This window comes from Streptomyces sp. NPDC060028, assembly GCF_042736725.1.
In the GTDB taxonomy this organism is placed as follows: Bacteria; Actinomycetota; Actinomycetes; order Streptomycetales; family Streptomycetaceae; genus Streptomyces.
Map to the genome: position 1 here is coordinate 24903 of NZ_JBHWVJ010000047.1, position 22495 is coordinate 47397.

Consider the following 22495-nt stretch of genomic DNA (forward strand, 5'->3'; position numbering starts at 1 on the left):
CCCCCTGGATACGTCATTGACGTGATGTCAGGGGGCTTCGCGGTGCGGGTGGGGGATCAGCTGGCCGGCCGGTACCGGCTGGACCAGCGGCTCGGACAGGGCGGCATGGGCGAGGTGTGGCGGGCCCACGACACCGCGCTGAACCGGGCGGTGGCGGTCAAGGTACTGCTGGAGGCGGCGACGAACGAGGAGCTGGTCGCCCGCTTCCGGCGGGAGGCCACCATCGGGGCGCGGCTCCAGCACCCGGGCATCACGGTGGTGCACGACGTGGGGCAGCAGGACGGCCGGCTCTTCATCGTGATGGAGCTGCTGGCGGGCGAGGATCTGGCATCGGTGCTGGCGCGGGCGAGGGGCGGGCTGCCGGCGGACGTCGCGGTCGGGCTGGCGGCGCAGACCGCCGAGGCGCTGGCCGCCGCGCATGAACAGGCCGTCATCCACCGGGATCTGAAACCCGCCAATCTCTTCCTGCTGCCCGGGGGGCGGCTGAAGATCTGCGACTTCGGCATCGCGCACTCCTCGGACGCGACGGCGGGCTGGACGGTGACCGGGCGGATCTTCGGCAGCCCCCCGTACATGGCCCCCGAGCAGTGGCGGGGCGAGCGGGTGGACGCCCGGTGCGATCTGTACGCCCTGGGGTGCGTGCTGTACGCGCTGCTGAGCGGGGATCCGCCGTACGGACAGGCCGAGGGGCCGTACGTACTGATGCTCCGGCACATCGAGGAGGCCCCGCTCCCGCTGCGCGAGGTGGGCGCGCCGGTGGCGCCGGAGCTGGAGCGGCTGGTGCGGGCGCTGCTCGCGAAGGACCCGGCGGACCGGCCGGAGTCGGCGCTGGCGGTGGCGAAGACCCTGCGCGGGCTGAACGCACCGGGCACGGGGGCCGGGGCCGGGGCCCGTTCCGGGGAGTCGGCGGGCGGGGCGGTCACGGGCGGGACCGCGACGGGGAGCGGGGCCGAGGTCCAGAACGAGACCCGGCCCGAGGCAAAGGGCAAGGCCGGGGCAGGGGTTGGGGACAGGGGCGGCGCCGAGGTCCCGGCCGGAGTCGGGGCTGCGGCCGGCGACGGCGACGGCAGTGTGACCGGCGGCGTGACCGCCGCGGCGCGGGGGGTCGTGGAGGGCTTGCTGCGCGAGGTGGAGGAGACCTTGCGGGCGCTGCCCGCGGACGCGGACGCGCGGGTCGAGGTGCTGGCCGTCGCCGCGGACGCGGCCGCGCGCTTCGACGCGGGACTCGCCGGCCGGCTCCTCGCGGACGCCGAGGTCTGCGCGTGGACGGCCGCGCGGGGCGACGGGGCCCGGGCCGCCCGGCTGCTGACCGCCCTGGCCCGGGACACCGCCGGGCACTGCCCCGCACGGGCGCGGCGGCTGCTGACCGACGCGCAGCAGGCACTGTTCACGGTCTTCGGCGCCGACCGGCGCGGCCCGCTGCTCGCGGTGGCGGAGGAGCTGGCCGGGGTCGCGCCGGAGCACGCCGCGCAGATCGCCGGGTACCACTTCGCGGACGGCCCCGTCGGGAGCCGGCTGCGGGCCCGTGTCGACATGGCCGTTGCCGTGGCCGACCCCTGGAAGGCCGAGCGGCAGCTGTCCGGCATCGAGGACGCGGGCCGGCGCGCGACCGCGACGTACGACATGGTGCTGGCCCTGGCGGCGCGGGACCTGCCCGCCGCCCTGCGGCTCAGCGAGCGGATCGGCTCCGCGGGGGCCCGGCTGCTGGCCCTGTGCCAGGTCACGCGGGACCGCACCGCCGCCGGGGACATGGCGGGCGCGGCGCAGGCGCTCGCCCAGGCCGAGGAGGAACTCCCCCGGGTGCTGCAGGAGCGGGCCTCGTGGTTGCGGGAGGAGGCGGCCCGGCACGCCGAGCGCGGCCTCCTCGTCGAGTCGGAGCGGCTGCTCACCCGCGCCTCGGGCCTGCTCCGCGGTCGGCTGGAGGCGGCCGGAGACGAGAAGGCCGACCACGCGCTGGCCTCGGTCGCGGCGGCCCGGGCCGGCGTGGAGCAGGGCTCCCGGCCGCCGCTTGATCCGGCGCGGGCGCACGAGCGCGCGGAGCGGGCCCGGAGTCTTCCGGAGGCCGCCGAGCGGGCCGGGGCGCTGGCCCGGATCGCCCTGGAGTGCGCGGCGACGGGCACCTCGCCCTGGCTGCCCGAGGCGGTGGCCGATGCGGGCAGCCCGCCGCCGCACGGGACGGCGGTCGCGGTCAGCGCCGGGTCCCGGGTCCGGCGGCCGCCGTGGGTCACGGGCACGCCCGGCGCGCACGCGTGGCGCGCCGATGCCCGGCCGGACGCCCTGTACGCGGCCGGGGACGGCGTGGTGTGGCGGTCGGGGGCCGAGGTGGGCTGCGTACGGGCCGACGTGGGGGCGACCCGCTGGACGGCGTTCGCCGACGAGGGCACCTCCGCGCTGCCGCCCGGCCGGCCGGCGCGGGTGACCTGCCGAGCCGATGCCGGGGCGGTGTACGTGGCCGTGTGGCGCGGGGACGCGGTGCGGCTGGTGGCTCGGGAGCTGCAGGACGGGCGGGTGCGCTGGTGGCGCGACCTGCCGGACGCGCGGCTGGTGCAGGCGGCCGGGAGCATGGTGCTGCACGGCGGGCCCGAGCGGCTGACCGCCCTGAGCGCGGCGACGGGCGAGACCCTGTGGACGCGCAAGGCGCCGCACGACCCGGCCCGGACGCTGACGGTCGGCGGCGAGTGCGTGGTCGTCGTGGACGGTCCGCTGCGGCAGGGGCTGCGCCTGTCGGACGGGGAGCCGCTGTGGTCCTGGCAGCGGGGCAAGGGCTTCGCGCGCGAGGGCGCGTGGCCTTCCGGCGCACCGGCGCACGTACTGGACGGGGACACCGTCCGCGCCGTGGAACAGTCGACCGGCCGGGAGCTGTGGCACGTGGAGGTCGGCACCCCGGCGGCGCGGGTGCTGGCGTGGCACGACACGGTGTACGTGGCCGCTCACCGCCCGGCACAGGGGGACGTGGTGTTCGCGCTGGACGCGGCGACGGGAGCGGTGCGCTGGCAGCGGCCGCTGATCCGGCGCGACGGACCGGACTGCGCCCTCGATCTGCTCGGGGTCCGGCGGGACGGGCTGTACGTGAGGGCCTCGCGCCCGGGCCGGCGCGGACTCCTGGGCAAGGTCGCACCTCCGTTCTTCACGGCCTTGGACCCGGAGACGGGCAGACTTCGCTGGAAGTGGCCGGCCGTCGGTGAGGGGGACGCGGTCCTGATCGGGGACCTCGTGGTGCTGCCCCGTCCGGAGCTGACGGCCATCGCGGTGCCCTGACCGCACGGGCCGGGGCAGGGGTGATCTCCGGGTGCGGGTGCCGAAAACGGCCCATACGCTCCCTATGTGATTCCGCCGAGGAGCAGGCCGAAGAGACTCACCACCGCCGGGATATCCGCACGGGCCGGGCTCGTCCTGGCCGCCGCGCTGCTGGCGCTCGGCGGCTGGGACACGGCCGCGGCGCCACCCGCGCGGGCCGATGATCCCGTGACCCTGTCCCGGCAGGGCCAGATCACCGACCGGGTGGGGGCGCTGGGCGACCGCAAGGCCGCCGTGACCGCCGCCCTGGACAAGCTGTACGCCGACCACAAGATCCAGCTGTTCGTGGCGTACGTACACGATTTCTCCGGCCGCTCCGCGCAGGGCTGGGCCGACGCGACCGCCCAGAAGAACGGCCTCGGCCAAAACGACGTCCTGCTGGCCGTCGGGACCGGGGCCCGGCAGTACGCCTATTCGGCCGATGTCGACTCCGGTTTCACCAGTGCCCAGCTCGCGGACGTCGCGCGGAGCGCCATCGAGCCGGCCCTGAAGCAGAACGACTGGGCGGCCGCGGCCATCGGCGCGGCGGGCGGGTACGGCGCCGTGCTCGGCGGCGAGCCGATCCCGGTGCCCGCCATCACCCCCGGCCCGGCCGACCCCGGAGGCGGGCCGAGCGGTGAGAGCGGCGCCGGGGACTTCGTCCTGCCGGTGGTCGCGGTCGGCGCGGCCGGCGCGCTCGGGGCGTACGCGTACACCCGCCGCAAGCGCAAGGGCGGCGCCGGGGGCCGCGCGACGGGCAACACCGGCCGGGGCGGGCCGGGCGGCGCGCCGGCCCCGCTGCCGCTGCCCGAGCTGGACGCCAAGGCCAAGGCGCTGCTGGTGGAGAGCGACGACGCGATCCGCACCAGCACCGAGGAACTCGGCTTCGCCTCCGCCCAGTTCGGCGACGAGGCGATCGGGACGTTCACGACCGCGGTGGCGTACGCGAAGGACGAGCTGACGGCAGCGTTCCGGTTGCGCCAGCAGCTGGACGACGCGTACCCGGAGGACGACGCCACGCGGCGGCGGATGCTGGACGAGATCGTGGCCCGCTGCACCGAGGCGAACCGGCGGCTCGACGCCGAGTCGGCCGCCTTCGACCGGCTGCGGGACCTGGAGAAGAACGCCCCGCAGGCCCTGACCACGGTGGAGGACCACTTCCGGGCGCTGACGGGCCGTACGACGACGGCGGAGGCGACACTGACCGCGCTGGCCGGGCGGTACGCGGACTCGGCGTCGGCGCCGGTGGCCTCCAACCCCGAACAGGCCAAGGACCGGCTGCTGTTCGCGACGGCCAACCTCGGCGAGGCCCGGGCCGCCGTCGACGCCGGGGAGAACGGCAAGGCGGCCGTGCACGTCCGGGCCGCCGAGGGCGCGGTCGACCAGGCGGCGACCTTGGTCGACGCGGTGGAGCGGCGGGCGCAGGAACTCGCGGAGGCGGCCGGGAAACTGACCGGCGCACTGCACGAGACGGACACGGACCTCGCGGACGCCCGCGGGCTGCTGACCGGCACCGCGGAGGGCTCCTCGACGGCGGATCTGCGCGGCCGGATCAGCCGGGCCGAGTCCGTCCTGGCCGACGTACGCCAGGAGCAGGCGGTCGGCCGGTACGACCCGATCGACGCCCTGCGCCGGGTCGAGGAGGCCGACGCGGCGCTGGACGGGGCCCTGGCCGGAGCGCGCGAGCGCGAGACGGGCCGGCAGCGGGCGACGGCCCTGCTCGACCAGGCCCTGCTCTCGGCCCGCAGCGCGATCGGCGCGGCCACGGACTACATCACCACCACCCGGGGCGCGGTCGCCAGCCAGGCCCGCACCCGGCTGGCGGAGGCGCAGCGCCACCTGGAGCGGTCGACGGCCCTGGCGGTGACGGACCCGCCGGGCGCCCTCTCGGAGGCGCAGCGGGCGGACTCGCTGGCCCGGCAGGCGCAGCAGCTCGCGGAGCAAGACGTACGGGCGTACCAGGACCCGTACGGCGGCAGGCGCTCCGGCGGCGGCCAGGCCGGCGCCGTGCTCGGCGGGATCATCCTCGGCGAGATCCTCCGGGGCGGGGGCGGCGGTTTCGGAGGCGGCTTCGGCGGAGGCGGGAGCGGCGGGGGCCGCGGCCCCGGCAGCTTCGGCGGCGGGGGCACCCGCGGCCGCATGGGCGGCGGCGGCCGCTTCTGACCCCCTCACCCCACTTCACCCCAGGGAGATCGACCATGAGCAAGCAGACCATCCTCGGCCGCGTCACCCAGCTCGCCAAGGCCAACATCAACGCGCTGCTGGACCAGGCGGAGGACCCGCAGAAGATGCTGGACCAGCTGATCCGGGACTACACGAACAACATCTCGGAGGCGGAGCAGGCCGTGGCCACCACCATCGGCAACCTGCGGATGCTGGAGGCGGACCACAAGGAGGACGTGGAGGCGGGCGCCGAGTGGGGCGGCAAGGCCCTCGCGGCGAGCAGGAAGGCCGACGAGCTGCGCGCGTCCGGTGCCACGGCGGACGCGGACAGGTTCGACAACCTGGCGAAGGTCGCGCTGGGACGCCAGATGCAGTCGGAGAAGGAGGCGGCGACGGCGGAGCCGACGATCGCCGCGCAGACCGAGGTGGTCGACAAGCTCAAGTCGGGGCTGGACTCGATGAAGAACAAGCTGACGGAGCTCCAGGCCAAACGCGACGAGCTGGTGGCCCGCGCCAAGACGGCCCAGGCGCAGAACACGATGATGGACGCGGTGAAGAACATCGACGTCATGGACCCCACCAGCGACCTGAACCGCTTCGAGGAGAAGGTGCGCAGGGAGGAGGCCATGGCGATGGGCAAGCAGGAGCTGGCGGCTTCCTCCCTGGACGCGCAGTTCGAGTCCCTGGACGACCTCGGCAAGACCTCGGAGATCGAGGCGAGGCTCGCCTCCCTCAAGGCCACTGCCTAGTGCTGTGGCCGGCGGGGCAGGAGGGCTGGAGGCCAGGAGGGTGGCGGCCAGCCGTACAAGGTCAGCCGTACATGTTCAACAGCTGCTCCGCCGACAGCTCGGCCACCACCGCCGCCGCCGCGCCCGGCAGCGGGAGTTCGAACCAGACGGTCTTGCCCCGGTGGGTTCGCCGCGTGCCCCAGCCCGCCGAGAGCAGGCCGACGAGCTGCAGCCCGCGCCCGCCCTCGTCGGTGTCGCGGGCGCGACGACGCCGCGGCTGGGCGAGGTTGGCGTCCCAGACCTCGCAGACCAGGGTCCGGTCGAGCAGCAGGCGGAGGCGGATCTCCCCCTCCCCGTACCGCAGGGCGTTGGTGACGAGCTCGCTCACCAGCAGCTCCGTGGTGTCCAGCAGGCCCTCCAGGCCCCACGCGGGCAGCTTCGCCCGGGCCAGCTCCCGGGCCCGGCCCACCGACCGGGCCTCGCGCGGCAGCTGCCAGTCCCCCACCGCGTCCACCGGCAGACCCTGGACGCGCGCCATCAGCAGCGCGATGTCGTCCTCGCCGTGGCGGGTGTCGAGGGTGTTCAGGACGTGGTCGCACACGTCCTCCAGCGGCCGCACCGGATCGGCCAGCGCCTCCCGCAGCCCGCGCAGCCCCTCCTCCAGCGGGTGGTCGCGCGATTCGACCAGCCCGTCGGTGTACAGCGCGAGCAGCGCGCCCTCGGGGAGGTCGACCTCGACCTCCTCGAAGGGCTCCCCGCCCACCCCGAGCGGCATCCCGGTCGGTACTTCCAGCAGCAGGGCGGGCCTCGGCTCGCCGCCCTCGTCGGCCGGTTCCACCAGTACGGGCGGCATGTGGCCCGCGTTGGCGATGGTGCAGCGCCGGGTCACCGGGTCGTAGACGGCGTACACGCAGGTGGCGAGGTAGACCTCCGACCGGTCGGCGTCGCGCGAGTGCAGGGCGGCCCGCGAGGCCTGCTGGGAGCCGCCGGGCGCGCCCAGCCCGCGGGCGACCTCGTCCAGGGCGGTCAGCACCTCCGCCGGTTCGAGGTCCAGCAGCGCCAGGGTCCGTACGGCGGTGCGCAGTTCACCCATCGCCACGGCCGCCCGCAGTCCCCGGCCCATCACGTCGCCGACGACCAGCGCCGTACGGTGGCCGGGCAGTTCGATGACGTCGAACCAGTCGCCGCCCACTTCGGTCGCCGCGTTGCCGGGCAGGTAGCGGCAGGCGATGTCGAGGCCGGCCGCCTCGGGGTCGCCGGGAGGCAGCAGGCTGCGCTGGAGTATCAGCGCCCGCTCGTGCTCGCGGCGGTAGAGCCGCGCGTTGTCGATGCACACGGCGGCCCGTGCGGCGAGCTCCACGGCCACCGCCCGGTCGCGTTCGCCGAAGGGCTCGCTGCCCTTGGTGCGGGAGAACTGGGCGAGTCCGACGACGGTGTCGTGGGCCACCATCGGTACGACGAGCGTGGACTGTACGAGGTCCTCGGGCCCGCCGCCGTCGATCAGCCGCGGCCGCGCCGTCCGCAGCGCCAGCGCGCCCGGCGAGGCGGCCGGATACCGGTGGACCTCCCCTACGGAGACCAGCGCGCCCGGACCCGACAGCGGAGCGTCCGACACCGCCGAGGCGAAGGCGACCCGCCGCAGCGGCGCGGACGGCGCCCGCCCGGCGTCCAGGCCGGGAGGCAGGGAGGGTACGCCGGGCCCCTGCGGCCGCGCGGGCCGGTCGTCGTCGCCGAGCAGCAGCCCCTGGTAGAGGTCGACGGCGGCCAGGTCGCAGAAGCCGGGGACGGTGACGTCGAGCAGTTCGCGTGCGGTGGTCTCCAGGTCGAGGGAGTTCCCGATCCGGTGGCCGGCCTCGTTGAGCAGGGCGAGATTGCGCCGGACCCCGGCGGCCTCGCGGGCGGCGAGGTGGCGGCGGGTGACGTCGGTGCCGAGTCCGGCCACGCCGATGGGCCGGCCGGTGCCGCCGTGCACGCGGTAGAGGTTGATGGACCAGTGGCGGTGCTCCCGGCTGCCGGGGGCGGCTCCGGTGATCCGGAGATCGGTGACGGACTCGCCGGTCTCCAGGACCCGGCGCAGGGCATCGGCCATCCGGTCGGCCTCGTGCGCCGGCAGGTAGTCGTGGACGGTGCGGCCGCGGTGCTCCTCCACGGCGCCGCCGAAGACGGTCGCGAAGCGGCGGTTGGCACGCTGCACGGTGAGGTCCGTACCGAAGAGCAGGAAGCCGAAGGGAGATTGACCGAATATGGCCTGCGACGCAGCGAGATCGGATTCGATCCGCCGCAGGGCGCGTACGTCGACGACGACGCACAGCGCGGCCCGCTCGGCGGTCTCGGTCTGGGTGGGCATCACATAGATCTCGGCCACGCCGTGGGCACCCTCACCTCCGGGCAACCGGAAGGGGATCAGGCCGGTCCACTCCTTGCCGTCGAGGATCTCCGCGACCCGGCGGTGTCCGTCGGCGTGCAGTTCGGGCGGCATGAAGGCGTCGACCGGGTCGCGGCCGACGGCCTGCGCGGCGGTCAGCCCGAACAGTTCCTCCGCGCGCAGACTCCACTGGTCGATGAGCCCGTCGGGACCGATCGAAAACGAAGCGACCTTTATGTAGTCATATATCGAGCCAGGCGGGCTGCTGTGCCACAGGGAGTTGTGCCATGTCTCCCCGGGCACACGGGCCTGATGTGCCTGCGCAGGTATCTCGCTCACGCGACCGTCCCCTCCAGCTCACCGCAACCGGACCGGCCATGACCGAAGTATTCAGCACCACGGCCCCGGACGGCACGGCGCTCACGATCACGAAAAGGTCCCGTTAGTTTCCGGCCATGCCGTGTGATCGGCGGCACCCCTTCACCTTGTTACTCACCAGGAAGAGCCAACTCGAACCACACCGTCTTGCCCGACTTCCCGTGCCGGGTCCCCCAGCGCTGTGCCGAGACGGCGACGAGGTGGAGCCCCCGGCCGCCTTCGTCGTCGGGCTTCGCGACGCGTTCGCGGGGCGGATCCGGAAGCGGATCCGAAACCTCCACGAGAAGCGCCGGACCCCCGGGCGGGCCTCCGGCGGCCGGATCGCGCCGTACCAGGCGGACCCCGATGGGGCCGGAGGCGTAGCGCAGGGAATTGGTGACCAGCTCGCTGACCAGCAGGACGGTGACGTCACCGACGGAGTCGAGACCCCAGGAGCGGAGTTTGCCGCGCACGGCGTGGCGGGCGGTGCGGACCGCGCCCGGTTCGGCGGGGAAGGCCCATTCGGCGCATTCACCGTCTGTGTCGATCACGCCGATCACTTCCCGGGCCGGCAGCGACCCCTGTCCGGTTCGCCGGAGGCGAGAGGGGGGCGAGATAGGGATTAATAGCGACATACCCGATATTCGCGACGTCGTACCACTCGCTCCCTCACGCACCGGCGCACTGTGGCGCATCCGGCCTACAACGCGAGCGTCACGCGCCCCCGTGCGCCGGACCGTGCGGCCCGGGCAGGTGCCGGGCAGGTTTTGGGGCGGATCCCCGGCCTCAGCCGCCCAGCCGGCGCCCGGCCTCCGCGACCGCCGGACGGTCCTGGTCGAGCCAGTCCACGGAGTCCAGCTCGTGCGGCCCGAGCCAGCGCAGCTCGTCGTGGTCCTCCAGCGGCTCCGGCTCACCGGACAGCAGCCGGGCGGTCCACACGTGCAGGACGAGACCGGGCTTCAGCGGCCACTCGCCCGGGATCCGCTCCAGCGCCTCCGCCTCCACCCCGAGCTCCTCGCGCAGTTCGCGCACGAGTGCCTCGGGTACGGTCTCGCCGGGCTCGGCCTTGCCACCGGGCAGCTCCCAGCGGCCGGCCAGCTCCGGGGGTGCGCTGCGGCGGGCGGCCAGCAGGCGCCCGTCATGACAAAGGGCTCCGCCCACGACCACTCGTACAGTCATGGGCGGAGCCTATGGCAGCGCTGCGAGCGCTGCGACGCTCAGTTCGTAGTGGCGGTCTGACCGACCCGCTCGACCCAGTAGAGCTGCTTGTGTCCTCGGTCGTCGAGCTGGTCGACGACCTTCTGGGCCTCGGCCCGGGTGGGGTACCGGCCCACCCGGTAGCGGTTGCCGTTGTCGTCCTGCCGTATGACCAGCCACGGGAGCAGGGCACCGCTGTCGTTCATCGCGTTTCACCCTCCGCCGACGTACCTGCCCGGGAAACCGCATTGCGCATATGCCGGAGCTTACGCCCGACCTTTACTGAGCGGATACGGTTTTTCACGAAGAGATACCTCCCAGGCGTACGCATCCGGCCATGCGTACGAGTGGGCCGTGCACGCCGGTTCAGGCCCGGCGCACCGTCGACATCGGCGCAGCCGCAGGGGTCAGCGGACCGGGAGGTGGTACGAGAGGCGGTAGCGGTCGGCCGGGACGACCACGTCGGCGGTTTCCACCGCGCGGCCCGAGGCGAAGTACGTACGGCCGATCACCAGGACCACATGGCCCGGGACACCGCCCAGCAGGCCGTTCTCCTCCGCCAAACCCGGCCGCGCGCCGACCTCCTCCACGACGTTGTCGACGACCACGTCGATCGCGGCCATCCGGTCCACGACCCCCGAACCGCCGAGCGGGCCCTCCTCGGGCAGCATCACCGGGGTCCTGCCGGTCACGGCGAGCGGTTCCCAGGAGGTCGACAGCATCATCGCCTCCCCCGCGTCGCGGAAGACGTACCGCGTCCGCATCACCCGCTCGCCCGGCTCGATGCCGAGCCGCTTCGCGATCTCCGCGGGTGCGGGCGCCTGCTCGCTGCTCGACTCCCACGTGCCGCGCGCTCCCGCGTCCGCCTGCTCCTGGCGGAAGGGGGTCGAGGTGCCGCCCGTGCGGTACCCGGAGCGGGCGACCCGCCGGGGCACGGGCTGCTCGCGCACATAGGTGCCGGAGCCGGACCGGCCCTCGACCAGCCCCTCCGCCATGAGGACCTTGCGCGCCTCCAGCGCCACGGTGTCGGAGACCCCGTACTCCTCGCGGATCCGGGCCTGCGAGGGGAGCCGGGCATGCGGGGGCAGGGACCCATCGACGATCTTCCGTCGCAGATCCCCGGCGACGCGCAGATAGGCCGGCTGCTCACCGAAAGTCACTGGCCACTCCCATCAGGTTGACAGACAGCTACACCCTGGCAACCCACGGTTGTGCACCGCAAGCAAGGGCCAGAGTTTCACCCGAAGTGATGAAGCCAGGTCACTCAAACCCGTTACCGCGCGTCACACCGGCGCGGTTCACGCCGCGCCGGTCGACGGCCCCTCGCCCGAGCCGCCGCCGGAGCCGCCAGGGGCGTCGGGGGACTCCTCCATCCACTCCGGAACCGTCGTCGCCAGCCCGTACGCACCGCGCAGCGCCTTCTCCGTCTCCACCGACATCGCGGCCAGCGCCCGCCCCCACGCCCGGTCGAAGCCCGCGGACGTCACCTCCCGGGCGGCCTGCTGCCACTCCTTGCGCGCCGCCTCGACCTCCTGGAGCCGGGCCCCCGCCTGCGCGCCCACCTCGGGGCGCTGCTTCGCCTCCTCCAGCGTCCGCGCCTCTGCCGCCAGCGCCTGGTCGACCTCCCGCGCCCAGGCGCGGTACTCCTGGGTCCGCCCGTCCTCGAGGTCCGCCTCGGGCGAGCGGCCCAGCGCGAGGTCGACGCCGTTCGCCGCGCGCAGGTACGCCACCTGCTCCGGCTTCAGCATCCCGGCGTCCTTGCGCAGGCTCCCGCGCTGTTCCTCCCCGGTCGTGCCGATCACGCACAGCAGCTGCCGGTCGCCGTCGCGCCACGACTCGCGCGAGGGCGAGAAGTAGAACATCTCCGCGTAGTCCGGCAGGGCCCACGTGTCCATCGCGTACGCGTCCTGCGCCTTCCAGCACTCGTCCGCGGCGGACTTGCGCAGCTGCTCCGCGCCCGGATAGACCGGCTGCGTCAGCAGGGTCGAGGAGGTGACCTCCGCGTGGTGCACCTGCGTACAGGCGATCCGGTACACGAAGGGGTCCTCGTCGAGGAGGTCCCCGCCGGGGACGTTGAAGCACTCGCCCGCCCGCAGCTCCTCGATGTCGGTCAGGTCGCCCTCGACGTTCTCGAACTGCTCCAGCGCGCTGACCCGCTCGAAGAACGACTCCGCGACCCGGTCCGTCACGAGGACCAGGCCCACGCTCATCACGAGCGACACCACCAGGCCGACGATCGCGAGCGGCCGGCCCCGCTCCTGCCGCTTCGCGATCTGTACGAGTGCCACGACGGCGAACACGACGCCCAGCGGCGGCAGGCAGAGCAGCCCGACGAGCAGCGAGGCGAGCGCGAATCCGTTGAGCGGGGGCTGCCGGTACGCCTGCGGCTGCTGGGGCGGGACGGGCCAGAAGGGAGGCGGCGGGGTGCTCACGGGGTGAGGTGCTCCATCGAGGACGTGGCGGCGACGAACGGCGCGAACGAATGCGCGAATAGTACGCAGCGGAGGCGACCGCCCAGTCGGTCGCCCCCGCAGTTCGTGGATCAGCTCGTGGATCAGCTCATCGCGCCTTCACCCGAGGCGGCTCAGAACTGCAGTGCCCAGGAGTCGATCTTGCCGGTGTCGAGGTTCGCGTTGTCGTTGACGCGCAGCTTCCACACCCCGTTGGCCACCTCGGCGGCCGCGTTGACCGTGTAGGTCTTGACGATGTTGTCCGCGCTGCCGCCGGAGCGGTTGTGCAGGTTGTAGACCGTGCCGTCGGGGGCGATCAGGTCCACCTTCAGGTCACCGGTGTAGGTGTGCTTGATGTCGACCGGGACGCTCAGCGTGGCGGGGGCGTTGCCGGAGATCCCGCTGACGGTGATCGGCGACTCGACGGTGGAGTTGTCGTTGACGGCGTAGTCCGCGGTGTTCTCGAAGCGGGTGCCCGGGTTCGGCGGCGTGGTCGAGGCGCCCACGTTCAGGAGGCGGTTGGGGGAGCCGGTGCCGGGGCCGGTCACCACGTTCGGGGTGGCCGCGGCGACCAGACCGTCCCGGACCTGCGCCGGGGTGCTCGCCGGGTTCTGCGAGAGGTAGAGCGCGGCCGCGCCCACGACGTGCGGCGTGGCCATCGACGTACCGGAGATGGTGTTGGTGGCGGTGTCCCCAGTGCCCCACGAGGAGGTGATGGAGGAGCCCGGCGCGAAGATGTCCAGGATGGAGCCGTAGTTGGAGTAGCTCGCCTTGGCGTCGGTGTTGGTGGTGGCGCCGACGGTGATGGCCTCGGCCACGCGGGCCGGGGACTTGGTGGAGGCGTCGGTGGACTCGTTGCCCGCCGCGACGCCGTACGTGATGCCGCTGGCGATGGAGTTGCGTACGGCGGTGTCGAGCGCGGAGTCCGCGCCGCCGCCGAGCGACATGTTGGCCACGGCCGGCTTGACGGCGTGCTGGGTCACCCAGTCGATGCCCGCGACGACCTGGGCGGTCGTACCGGAGCCGTTGTTGTCGAGCACGCGGACGCCGACGATCTTCGCCTTCTTGGCCACGCCGTACGAGGAGCCCGCGACGGTGCCGGCGACGTGCGTGCCGTGGCCGTGACCGTCCTGGGCGGTGTTGTCGTTGTCGATGGCGTCGTAGCCGTAGGAGGCGCGCCCGGCGAGGTCCTGGTGCGTGATGCGGACGCCGGTGTCGATGATGTACGCGGTGACGCCCTCGCCGGCCTTGTCCGGGTAGGTGTAGCTCTGGTCCAGCGGGAGCGCGCGCTGGTCGATGCGGTCCAGACCCCAGGACGGCGGGCTGGGCTGGGTGGCGTCGACGGTGAAGACGCGGTTCTGCACGACCGACTTGACGGCGGGGTCGGCGGCGAGCTTCCTGGCCTGCGCCTCGGAGACCTCGACGGAGTAGCCGTTGAGGGCGGCGCTGTAGGTCCGGTCGATCTTCGCGCCGTACCGCTGGGCGACGGCCTTGCCGCTGTCCGCGGTGGAGCGGGCGGCGGAGTCGTTCAGGGTCACGATGTAGCTGCCTGAGACGGCGCCGGCGGCGCCCGCGTTCTCGATGACGCCCTGCGGGGCGTCGGCCGCGGAGGCGGGTAACGCGGCGGCCGCGCCGAGCGCGAGGGCCACGACGGCGGTCGCGCTCATGCCGGCGAGCTTCCGGCGGGTGTGACGCATCACGGACATGTGGGGGTCCTTCGGATCGGTGGGCGCTGCGGGGCGGGTATACGGCGACGCACGGCACACGGGCACACCGGCACCGGTATAGCCATGCTCATGACAAGTCGTTCGGCCCAACGGGCCGTCGCCTCCGAAAGGTTGACCCACCCCGTCGGCTCCCCACAAGAGGACAACGGATGCGTAACATCCGTGCCATATAACAGCCATGAACGAGCAAAGGCGTTCCGCACATGACGCACGCACTCCCCGGTTACGTCTGCCCCGAGGACGGCACCGGCGCGGACGCCCGGACCGCGCCGTGGTGCTGCCCGGTCTGCGGCGGCCCGTGGGACCTCGACTTCACACCCGATCCGGCCACCGCCCTGGAACCGGCGGCGGGACCCAACTCTCTGTGGCGGTACGCGGCCGCGCTGCCGCTGCCGGGGGCGTTCGCCGTATCGCTGGCGGAGGGGAACACTCCGCTGGTGCCGCTGGCGGAGCGGGTTCACGCCAAGCTCGACTTCCTGATGCCGACGCTGTCGTTCAAGGACCGGGGCGCGGTGATGCTCGCGGAGCTGGCCCGGCGGGTGGGCCCGGAGCGGGTCGTGGCGGACAGCAGCGGCAACGCGGGGACCTCGATGGCGGCGTACTGCGCCCGCGCCGGGCTCGATTGTGAAGTTTTCGTGCCCGAGGGCACTTCGGAGAAGAAGACCGAGCAGATGCGGGCGCACGGCGCGGCGGTCCGGGTCGTCCCGGGCGGCCGGGAGGCGGCGGCGCGGGCCGCCCGTACGGCGGCGGACCTGCCCGGGGTCTTCTACGCGAGCCACGTGTTCAACCCGTACTTCCTGCACGGCACGAAGACGTACGTGTACGAGATCTGGGAGGCGCTCGGCGGCCACCTCCCCGAGGTACTGGTCGTCCCGGTGGGCAACGGCACCCTGCTGCTCGGAGCCGCGCTGGCGGTGGAGGAACTGGCCCGGCGCGGGGTGAAGCCCCCCGCGCTGATCGCCGTGCAGGCCGCGGCGGTGGCCCCGCTGGCCTCGGCCTTCGCGGCGGGCGCCGAGGACGCCGAGCCGGTGCCCCAGCTGCCCACCCTGGCGGAGGGCATCGCGATCCCGGCCCCGCCGCGCGCCCGGCAGATCCTGGCCGCGGTCCGCGCGTCGGGCGGCACCTTCCTGACCGTCCCGGACGACCGGCTCCGCGCGGCCCGCCACGACCTGGCCCGCCGGGGCCTGTTCGTCGAGCCGACGGCCGCCGCCTGCTGGGCGGCGGTCGGCCCCACCGCCCCCGACAACCCCCTCCAGAACCGCACGGCGGTCCTCCCCCTGTGCGGCGCAGGCGCCAAGGGGGACCCCACCCCCTGACAGCCGCCCCGAGTCCCCGCCCGGGGCCGAGCCCTGCCGCGCGGGCCGCGGGAAGGCGGCGGGAAATCGCCGGACGGGTGGGGCGGGCGTCTGGTGAACTGGCCCCATGACCAGTCACCTTGAGCTCGCCCGCCAGTTCGCCGCACTGCACACCCCCGCCGCGCCGCTGGCCCTCGCCAATGCCTGGGACGTGGCCAGTGCCCGGCTCGTCGAGGCCGCCGGGGCGCCCGCCGTCGCCACCACCAGCGCCGGAGTCGCCTGGTCGCTCGGCTCGCCCGACGGCGACGCCCTCGCCCGGGACCGCGCCCTCGACCTCGTCGGCCGGGTGGCCGGCGCCGTCTCCGTGCCCGTCACCGCCGACATCGAGGGCGGCTTCGGCGCCGACCCCGCCGGGGTCGGCGAGACCGTCGCCGGGGTGCTGGCCGCCGGCGCGGTCGGCATCAACATCGAGGACGGCACCCGCGCCCCCGCCGACCACACGGAGCGCCTGGCCGCGGCCCGCGCCGCCGCCGAGGCCGCCGGGATCCCGCTCTACATCAACGCCCGCATCGACACCTACCTCTTCGGCCTCGGGGCCGAGGAGACGCGCCTCGACGAGACCCTGGCCCGCGCCGCCGCCTACCTGGAGGCCGGCGCCACCGGCATCTTCGTCCCCGGCGTCACCGATCCGGCCACCGTCACCGAGCTCGCCAAGGGCATCGACGCCCCGTTCAACGTCCTCGTCGGCCCCGGCGCCCCCACGGTCGCCGAGCTCGGCGCCCTCGGCGTGGCCCGCGTCAGCCTGGGCTCCTGGGTCGCCGAAGCCGCGTACGCCGTGGTCCGGCGCGCCGCCGAGGAGCTGATCTCCGGCGGTACGTACGGCTCCCTCGCGGGCTCCCTGCCGTACGGCGAGCTCAACGGCCTGCTCAAGGGCTGAGACGGCGGCCGCGGTCGGCAAAGGTGTAGACGTCAACGACCTAGGCTCGGATCATGCCCCGCCCATCCACCTCCGCTTCCGCCTCCGTCTCCGCTTCCGCCTCCGCTCGCGTCTGGACCGCCCTCGCCCTCGTCTACGTCGTCTGGGGCTCGACCTACCTCGGCATCCGGATCGTCGTCCAGACCATGCCGCCGTTCCTGTCCGCCGGCGCCCGCTTCATCACCGCCGGCCTCCTGCTGGCGGGTCTCGTCGCCTGGCGCGACGGCCCGGCGGCGCTCCGGGCCACCCGCCGGCAGGTCGGCTCGGCGGTCGTGGTCGGGCTGCTGCTGATCCTCGGCGGCAACGGCCTGGTCGTGCTCGCCGAGACCTCGGTGCCGTCGGGCCTGGCCGCGCTGCTGGTGGCGGCGGTGCCGATGTGGCTGGTGCTGCTGCGGGCGGGCACCGGGGACCGGCCGCCGCTGCGGACGCTCGGCGGCGTGCTGCTCGGCCTCGCCGGCCTGGCCGTGCTGACCGTCCCGGGGATCAGCGGCGAGATCCGGCTCGGCGGGGTGCTGCTGGTGGTGGCCGGCTCGGCCCTGTGGTCGCTCGGCTCGTTCTCCGGGGCGCGGCTGACCCTGCCGGAGAACCCCTTCACCGGCAGCGCGTACCAGATGCTCGCGGGCGGGGTCGGCGGCATCGTCGTGGGCCTGTGCCGCGGCGAGCAGCACGGCCTCGACCCGGGCTCCTTCTCCACCGCGTCCTGGCTGGCGCTGGGCTACCTGGTCGTCTTCGGCTCGCTCGTCGGTTTCACCTCGTACGTGTGGCTGCTGCGGGCGGCGCCGCTCTCGCTGGTCTCCACGTACGCGTACGTCAATCCGGTCGTGGCCGTCGCACTGGGCTGGCTCATCCTCGACGAGGCCCTGACCTGGCCGATCCTGCTCGGCGGGGCGATCGTCGTGGCGGCGGTGTGCGTGATCGTGAGCACCGAGCGCAGGAGCTGAGCCGGGCCGGGGGTGGGCCTGCTCGGTCGCCCCTCAGCCCTTCGCGGCCCGCTCGTACAGCGCCTTCGCCTTCTCGTCGAAGAGCGCCGCCGTCGAGTCCACGTCCGTGTCCCCGCCGCTCAGCACCCCGATCAGCCGGCCCGGCTGGTCCGGGCCGCCGCGGTCGGCGATCCAGGGGCTGCCGCTGGTGCCGGTCCAGAATCCCGCGCAGCTGATGTAGAGCATGTCGGGGTCGTCCGCGTCGTGCCGGGACTGGGTGGTGCAGGCCACCGGCTTGTTCTGCGGGTTGTGCTGTGACTCGGGGTAGCCCACCACGGTCACGTCGCGTTCGTAGCCGGAGGTCCAGTCGGGCCGGGGGGCCTCGCCCCGGCCGACCGCGTCCTGCACGCTGCGCCCGTCCCCGTCCGGATCGACGGTGAGGAAGGCGAAGTCGGCGGTGTCCTCGCCCCACTTCGTCCAGCGCTCGTCCACCTGGATCGAGCGCACCTTCCACACCCCCAGCGGCTGGTGCCCGGAGCCCTCGCCGGAGAAGGCGGGGGCGAAGGCGAGCTCGCCGATGGCCAGGCCGTCGTGCGCGACCGTGCCCGGCCGGCCGTCCTCGCCCGCCGGGGCCACGCAGTGCGCCGCGGTGGCGACGACGTTGCCCTTGGGGCTGTCGATGACGCTCGCGGTGCACCAGTGCTCACCGTTGGCCATGAGCACGCCGACGGTGGGGAAGGGGAGCGCCTGCTTGTCGCCCGAGGCCGAGGCCTTGAGGAACACCACGGCGAGCACCGCGGCGACCCCGGCGACGACCGCGGAGGCAGCCCCCTTCACCGCGGGGCTCATCGCACGTCGGGGTCGGGGGTCGGCGCCGACATCACCTTGCTGATCCACTCCAGGGAGCCCTCCCTCATGCCTCGCACATAGGACTTGCCGTTGTGCTCACCATCCTGGATCACTTGCAGCGAGGTGTGCACGGGGCCCTTCCCGTACTCGTTCATGAACTTCTCGGCCTTGTCGCGGCCGGTCTCCTTGGTGCCGATCTGGAAGTTGATGTAGACGTCCGGGCCGCCCTCCTTGATCAGCTTCTCGGCGAGCTTCTCCGGGTTGTTCTCGTCCATGGCCAGCGTGTTCCCCTTCCACAAAGGGGAATCGGGGACGATGTCGACCCCGCTGGCGATGGCGGCCTTGAACCGGTCGGGGTACTTCAGGACGTGCTTGAAGGCACCGAATCCGCCCGCGGAGGAGCCCATGAAGGCCCAGCCGTCGCGGGAGGTGAAGGTCCGGAAATTGGCCTTCGTGAAATCCGGGATGTCTTCGACCATCCAGGTGCCCATCTTCGGCTCGCCCGGGATGTCGGAGGCGTCGAAGTGGTGCTTGGTGTCGGCGTTGTGCACCGGCATCACCAGGATGAAGGGCAGGCTGGTGCCGGCCTTCGCCCCGTCGCTCACGGCCTTCTGAAGGCCCAGGCCCGGGCCGGTCCCCCAGTAGTTCGTGGGGTAGCCGCGGCCGCCGGGCAGGGAGATCAGGACCGGGAAGGCGCTCTTGGCGTACTTCGGGTCGTCGTACTGCTTCGGCACCCACACCCACACGTCACCCGTGAAGCCCGACTTCTTGCCGGTGAGCGTGGTCCGGCCGATCTGCGTGCCGTCCGGCAGCCGGTAGGTGCGGGTGAACGCGGCCGCCGGCCCGGTGGGCATGCGTACCCCCGAACGAGTGATGTCGGAGGCCGCGGCGGCGGTCTTGTGCGGGACCTTCCCGAAGGAAACCGGATCCCCTATGTCGGTGAAGAGCTTGTACTTGTACGCGGCCGCTCCCCCGGCGGCCAGGGTGAACGCGAGTCCACCGCTGATCAGAATCAGGCGCAGGTGCTTGGGTCGACGGCGGGCCTTGGTCGGGGCGCTGCCGTCGCCCTGCTGGTCATGCTGCACGGAATGTGTCCCGTTCCTTCTCCGGCGCTCCTCACAGGAGCGCGGGCCGGACCGATTGGTCCCCCTTACATCCTTAACAGAGGAGTGAACGACCGGATGGGTTGCCTGGGACGGGCGGGACGTGGCACGAACCACGCGAATGCCCGGCGACCGGGCCGCGCCGATCAGCCGGGCCAGCCGCCGATCAGCCGGCTTCGGGCTTCGGACCCTTGAGCACCTTGCTGATCCACTCCAGCGAGCTCTCCTTCATGCCGCGCACGTAGTGCCAGCCGTTGTGCTCGCCGTTCTGGATGTCGTGGATGGTGGTCTTGACGGGGCCCGTGCCGTACTGCTGCTGGAACTTCAGCATCCGGTCCTTGCCGGACTCCCTGGTGCCGACCTGGAAGTTGATGAAGACCTCCGGGCCGTTGTCGTCGATCAGCTTCCTGGCCAGCTTCTCCGGGTTGTTCGCGTCCATCTCCGCCTGGTGGCCCTTCCAGAGCGGGGAGTCCGGGACGATCTCGCCGCCGCTGGCGATCACGGCCTTGAACTTGTCCGGGTGCTGGAGGAGCGTCTTCATGCCGACGAAGGCGCCGGAGGAGGAGCCCATGAAGGCCCAGCCGTCACGGGACTTGTACGTACGGAAATTCGCCCGGGTGAAGTCCGGGACGTCCTCGGCGATCCAGGTGCCCATCTTCTGCTGGCCGGGTATGTCCGAGCCGTCGTAGTAGTACTTGTTGTCGGGGTTGAGCACCGGCATGATCACGACGAACGGCAGGCTGGTGCCGGCCTGGACCCCCTCGCTGACGGCCTTCTGGAGGCCGAGGCTGCGGTCGGACCAGTAGTTGGCCGGGAATCCGTTGCCGCCGGGGAGCGCGATGAGCACCGGGAAGGCGCTCTTGGCGTACTTCGGGTCGTCGTACTCCTTGGGCGCCCACACCCACACGTCACCCTCGAAGCCGGACTTGGCGCCCGCGAGGCGGGTCTTGGCGATGATCGTGCCGTCGTCGAGCTTGGTGGTCTGCTTGAAGTCGGACTTCGGTCCGGACGGCATGAGCACGTCGGGGTCGCCGCTCGGCTTGGCGGGGGGCTGCGCGGCGCCGGGGGACTTCTTGTCGGCGTCCGGGGCCGCCGGGGCCGCCGCGGGCGGCGGGGTCTTGCCGAAGCTCACGGCTTCGCCGTTGCCGGAGAACCAGTCCAGCTTCCAGGCGGCGAAGCCGCCGGATATGAGGAGCGCGAGCGCCACCACGGCGCTGATCCACATCACGCGCCGGGAACGCCCGGGCGGGGCCGCGGGCTGCCCGACGTACGGCGGGCACGCAGGGCGCGGCAGGTCCGGGCCCTGGTGCTCGTGGTGCGGGTCCTGGCGCTCGTGGTCCGGGTCCTGGCGCTCCTGCTGCGGGTACTGGTGCACGAACTTCGCTCCGAACGGTCTTGACTGCCCCGGGGGACAGCGTGGCTGGGCTCCCGATAGTCCTGATGCACGAATCACCCGGACAGTTCCAAACCCCGGCAAAGAGGCGGACAGGATCTCACTGGTCGGGTAGGTGGATGCGGGCCGGCGCGGCCCGGCCCCACCTCCGGGCCGTCACCTCTGGTCGTCGAGCCGCTGCGCGCACCGGCCCAGCAGCCGGATGAGCAGCTCCCGCTCCTCCCCCGTGAACTCCCGCGCGAGCGCCCGCTCCACCGCGACGGCGGCCGCGTCGGCCAGCACCATCACCGCGCGCCCCTCGTCCGTGAGCCGGGTCTCCAGCACGTTGCCGTGCCACTCGTGCGGGGTCCGCTCGATGAAGCCGCGCTCCTGGAGGTTCTTCAGCACGGTGTTCATCGTCGGCGGCGTCACCCCGCACAGGCGGGCGAGGCCGGCCGCGGAGATGCCGGGCTTCTCGGAGATCCAGAGCAGCGCGGCGTACTGCGGAACCGTTACCGCGGCCGACTTCAAGGCCGCGTTCTTGGCCGCGAGGAGCGCCTGTTCAGCGCGCTTGATGTGGGAGCCGATGCGCTCCTCGACGGGCATGGAGGTCATTGCGGCATCCTACGGGCCCCTTGCATGGGTTAGAGCTCTAACATACATTCGCTCTCACCTACTCGAAAGAGGACGTCTGACGTGAAGCTCATGCCTGCCGCACTGCCCGCCACCCTCCTGACCCTGGCCGCGGCCGTCGCCCTCGGCGCGGCGCCCGCCGCCCAGGCCTCGGACGGCCGCGTCGCCACGGCCTTCACCCTCCCCGGCGCGAAGATCTTCCCGGAGGGCATAGCCGCCGACCCCCGCACCCACACCGTGTACGTCGGCTCGTACACGGACGGCACCGTCTACCGGGCCCGCCCCGGCCGGACCACCGCCGAGGTCTTCCTGCCCGCCGGCACCGACGGCCGCCACACGGCGAACGGCTTGCGGGTCGACGCCCGCGGCCGGCTGTGGGTGATCGACTCCACCTCGGGCGTCTCGGTCTACGACCAGGCGACCGGCGCGCGGCTGGCCCACTTCGAGGTGACCGATCCGACGAAGCCGTTCTTCGTCAACGACCTGGCCGTCACCCCGGACGGCACGGCGTACCTGACCGACAGCGTCCGCGCGGTCGTCTACCGCGTGACGTCGGACGAGCTCGCGGCCGGCTCCGGGCCGCTGCGTCCTGCGTACGACCTGAGCGGGCACCTCACCCCGGCCCCGGCGGGCGGCTTCAGCCTCAACGGCATCACCACGGACCGGGCCGGGCGGTACCTGCTGACGGTGGACATGACGGCGGGCGACCTGTTCCGCATCGACCTCGGCACGGGCGCGATCTCGCGCGTCGCCCTCGACGCCGGCCACGAGGGCGGTCCCGGCGGCGGTCCCGGCGGCAAGCTCGTCCACGCCGACGGCCTCGACCTGGCCCCCGACGGCACCCTGCGCGTGGCCCTGAACACGGTCAACACCCTGTCGAGCTGGCGGGTCTCCGCGGACGGCACCCGCGCCCGGCTCACCCGTACGCTCACGGACCCCTCGCTCCAGATCCCGACCACCCTGGTCCACACCCCGGGCCGCACCCTGGTGGTCCGCTCCCAGTTCGACAAGATGGGCGGCCCGATGTCTCCCGGCACCGAAACCCCGACCGCCTTCACGGTCGCCTCGGTCCGCGGCTTCTGAG

General features: G+C 73.4%; 18 protein-coding genes. 7 read left to right on the forward strand and 11 right to left on the reverse strand.

The window, feature by feature from the left end; translation table 11 throughout:
* Positions 1-24: 24 nt before the first annotated feature.
* The 3 genes from ACFWBF_RS22905 to ACFWBF_RS22915 all read left to right on the forward strand — a co-directional run bounded on the left by ACFWBF_RS22905 (position 25) and on the right by ACFWBF_RS22915 (position 6188).
* The gene (locus ACFWBF_RS22905) at positions 25-3258 is read left to right on the forward strand and encodes a protein kinase (protein ID WP_385604898.1); all 3234 of its coding nucleotides are present in this window, start codon (positions 25-27) and stop codon (positions 3256-3258) included.
* A gap of 111 nt (positions 3259-3369) precedes the next feature.
* Positions 3370-5439, forward strand: coding sequence for a TPM domain-containing protein (locus ACFWBF_RS22910; RefSeq protein WP_385604973.1), 2070 nt, complete (start codon positions 3370-3372; stop codon positions 5437-5439).
* A gap of 35 nt (positions 5440-5474) precedes the next feature.
* The gene (locus ACFWBF_RS22915) at positions 5475-6188 is read left to right on the forward strand and encodes a PspA/IM30 family protein (protein ID WP_385604901.1); all 714 of its coding nucleotides are present in this window, start codon (positions 5475-5477) and stop codon (positions 6186-6188) included.
* Positions 6189-6249: 61 nt separating this feature from the next.
* Here ACFWBF_RS22915 and ACFWBF_RS22920 read toward each other — a convergent pair whose 3' ends face one another.
* The 7 genes from ACFWBF_RS22920 to ACFWBF_RS22950 form a co-directional block, all read right to left on the reverse strand.
* The gene (locus tag ACFWBF_RS22920) at positions 6250-8862 is read right to left on the reverse strand and encodes a SpoIIE family protein phosphatase (RefSeq protein WP_385604976.1); all 2613 of its coding nucleotides are present in this window, start codon (positions 8860-8862) and stop codon (positions 6250-6252) included.
* 158 nt (positions 8863-9020) lie between these two features.
* A complete protein-coding gene (locus ACFWBF_RS22925) occupies positions 9021-9449 on the reverse strand; it encodes an ATP-binding protein (RefSeq protein ID WP_385604904.1) in 429 nt (142 codons plus the stop codon).
* 226 nt (positions 9450-9675) lie between these two features.
* Positions 9676-10068, reverse strand: coding sequence for a (deoxy)nucleoside triphosphate pyrophosphohydrolase (locus ACFWBF_RS22930; RefSeq protein ID WP_385604907.1), 393 nt, complete (start codon positions 10066-10068; stop codon positions 9676-9678).
* Positions 10069-10106: 38 nt separating this feature from the next.
* A complete protein-coding gene (locus ACFWBF_RS22935) occupies positions 10107-10292 on the reverse strand; it encodes an SPOR domain-containing protein (RefSeq protein ID WP_385604910.1) in 186 nt (61 codons plus the stop codon).
* 201 nt (positions 10293-10493) lie between these two features.
* On the reverse strand, positions 10494-11246 hold the full coding sequence (locus ACFWBF_RS22940) for a GntR family transcriptional regulator (protein ID WP_385604913.1): 753 nt from the start codon (positions 11244-11246) through the stop codon (positions 10494-10496).
* Positions 11247-11384: 138 nt separating this feature from the next.
* Positions 11385-12518: a DUF4190 domain-containing protein gene (locus ACFWBF_RS22945; RefSeq protein WP_385604915.1), complete on the reverse strand. Its 1134-nt coding sequence runs from the start codon at positions 12516-12518 to the stop codon at positions 11385-11387.
* Between the two features lie 152 nt (positions 12519-12670).
* Positions 12671-14242 (reverse strand): S8 family serine peptidase, encoded by a 1572-nt coding sequence (locus ACFWBF_RS22950; RefSeq protein ID WP_385604918.1) that lies wholly within the window; start codon positions 14240-14242, stop codon positions 12671-12673.
* A gap of 224 nt (positions 14243-14466) precedes the next feature.
* On the opposite strand from ACFWBF_RS22950, the gene ACFWBF_RS22955 reads away from it, so the two are divergent.
* The 3 genes from ACFWBF_RS22955 to ACFWBF_RS22965 all read left to right on the forward strand — a co-directional run bounded on the left by ACFWBF_RS22955 (position 14467) and on the right by ACFWBF_RS22965 (position 17475).
* Positions 14467-15579, forward strand: a complete 1113-nt coding sequence (locus tag ACFWBF_RS22955) for a pyridoxal-phosphate dependent enzyme (protein WP_385604920.1) — start codon at positions 14467-14469, stop codon at positions 15577-15579.
* A gap of 106 nt (positions 15580-15685) precedes the next feature.
* Positions 15686-16495 carry an isocitrate lyase/phosphoenolpyruvate mutase family protein gene (locus tag ACFWBF_RS22960; protein ID WP_385604923.1) on the forward strand — a complete coding sequence of 270 codons (810 nt, stop codon included), beginning with the start codon at positions 15686-15688 and terminating at the stop codon, positions 16493-16495.
* Positions 16496-16548: 53 nt separating this feature from the next.
* The gene (locus ACFWBF_RS22965) at positions 16549-17475 is read left to right on the forward strand and encodes an EamA family transporter (protein WP_385604926.1); all 927 of its coding nucleotides are present in this window, start codon (positions 16549-16551) and stop codon (positions 17473-17475) included.
* Positions 17476-17508: 33 nt separating this feature from the next.
* Here the strand turns inward: ACFWBF_RS22965 and ACFWBF_RS22970 are convergent, their stop codons facing one another.
* The 4 genes from ACFWBF_RS22970 to ACFWBF_RS22985 all read right to left on the reverse strand — a co-directional run bounded on the left by ACFWBF_RS22970 (position 17509) and on the right by ACFWBF_RS22985 (position 21393).
* Positions 17509-18303: a trypsin-like serine peptidase gene (locus tag ACFWBF_RS22970; protein WP_385604929.1), complete on the reverse strand. Its 795-nt coding sequence runs from the start codon at positions 18301-18303 to the stop codon at positions 17509-17511.
* Positions 18300-19388 carry an alpha/beta hydrolase gene (locus tag ACFWBF_RS22975; protein WP_385604932.1) on the reverse strand — a complete coding sequence of 363 codons (1089 nt, stop codon included), beginning with the start codon at positions 19386-19388 and terminating at the stop codon, positions 18300-18302. The genes ACFWBF_RS22970 and ACFWBF_RS22975 overlap by 4 nt, the downstream gene beginning before the upstream one ends.
* A gap of 184 nt (positions 19389-19572) precedes the next feature.
* Complete coding sequence (locus ACFWBF_RS22980) at positions 19573-20781, reverse strand: alpha/beta hydrolase (RefSeq protein WP_385604935.1); 1209 nt, start codon at positions 20779-20781, stop codon at positions 19573-19575.
* 174 nt (positions 20782-20955) lie between these two features.
* Positions 20956-21393 (reverse strand): MarR family winged helix-turn-helix transcriptional regulator, encoded by a 438-nt coding sequence (locus ACFWBF_RS22985; protein WP_385604938.1) that lies wholly within the window; start codon positions 21391-21393, stop codon positions 20956-20958.
* Between the two features lie 90 nt (positions 21394-21483).
* Here ACFWBF_RS22985 and ACFWBF_RS22990 point away from each other — a divergent pair, with 90 nt between their 5' ends.
* The gene (locus ACFWBF_RS22990) at positions 21484-22494 is read left to right on the forward strand and encodes an SMP-30/gluconolactonase/LRE family protein (protein WP_385604979.1); all 1011 of its coding nucleotides are present in this window, start codon (positions 21484-21486) and stop codon (positions 22492-22494) included.
* Position 22495 lies beyond the last annotated feature (1 nt).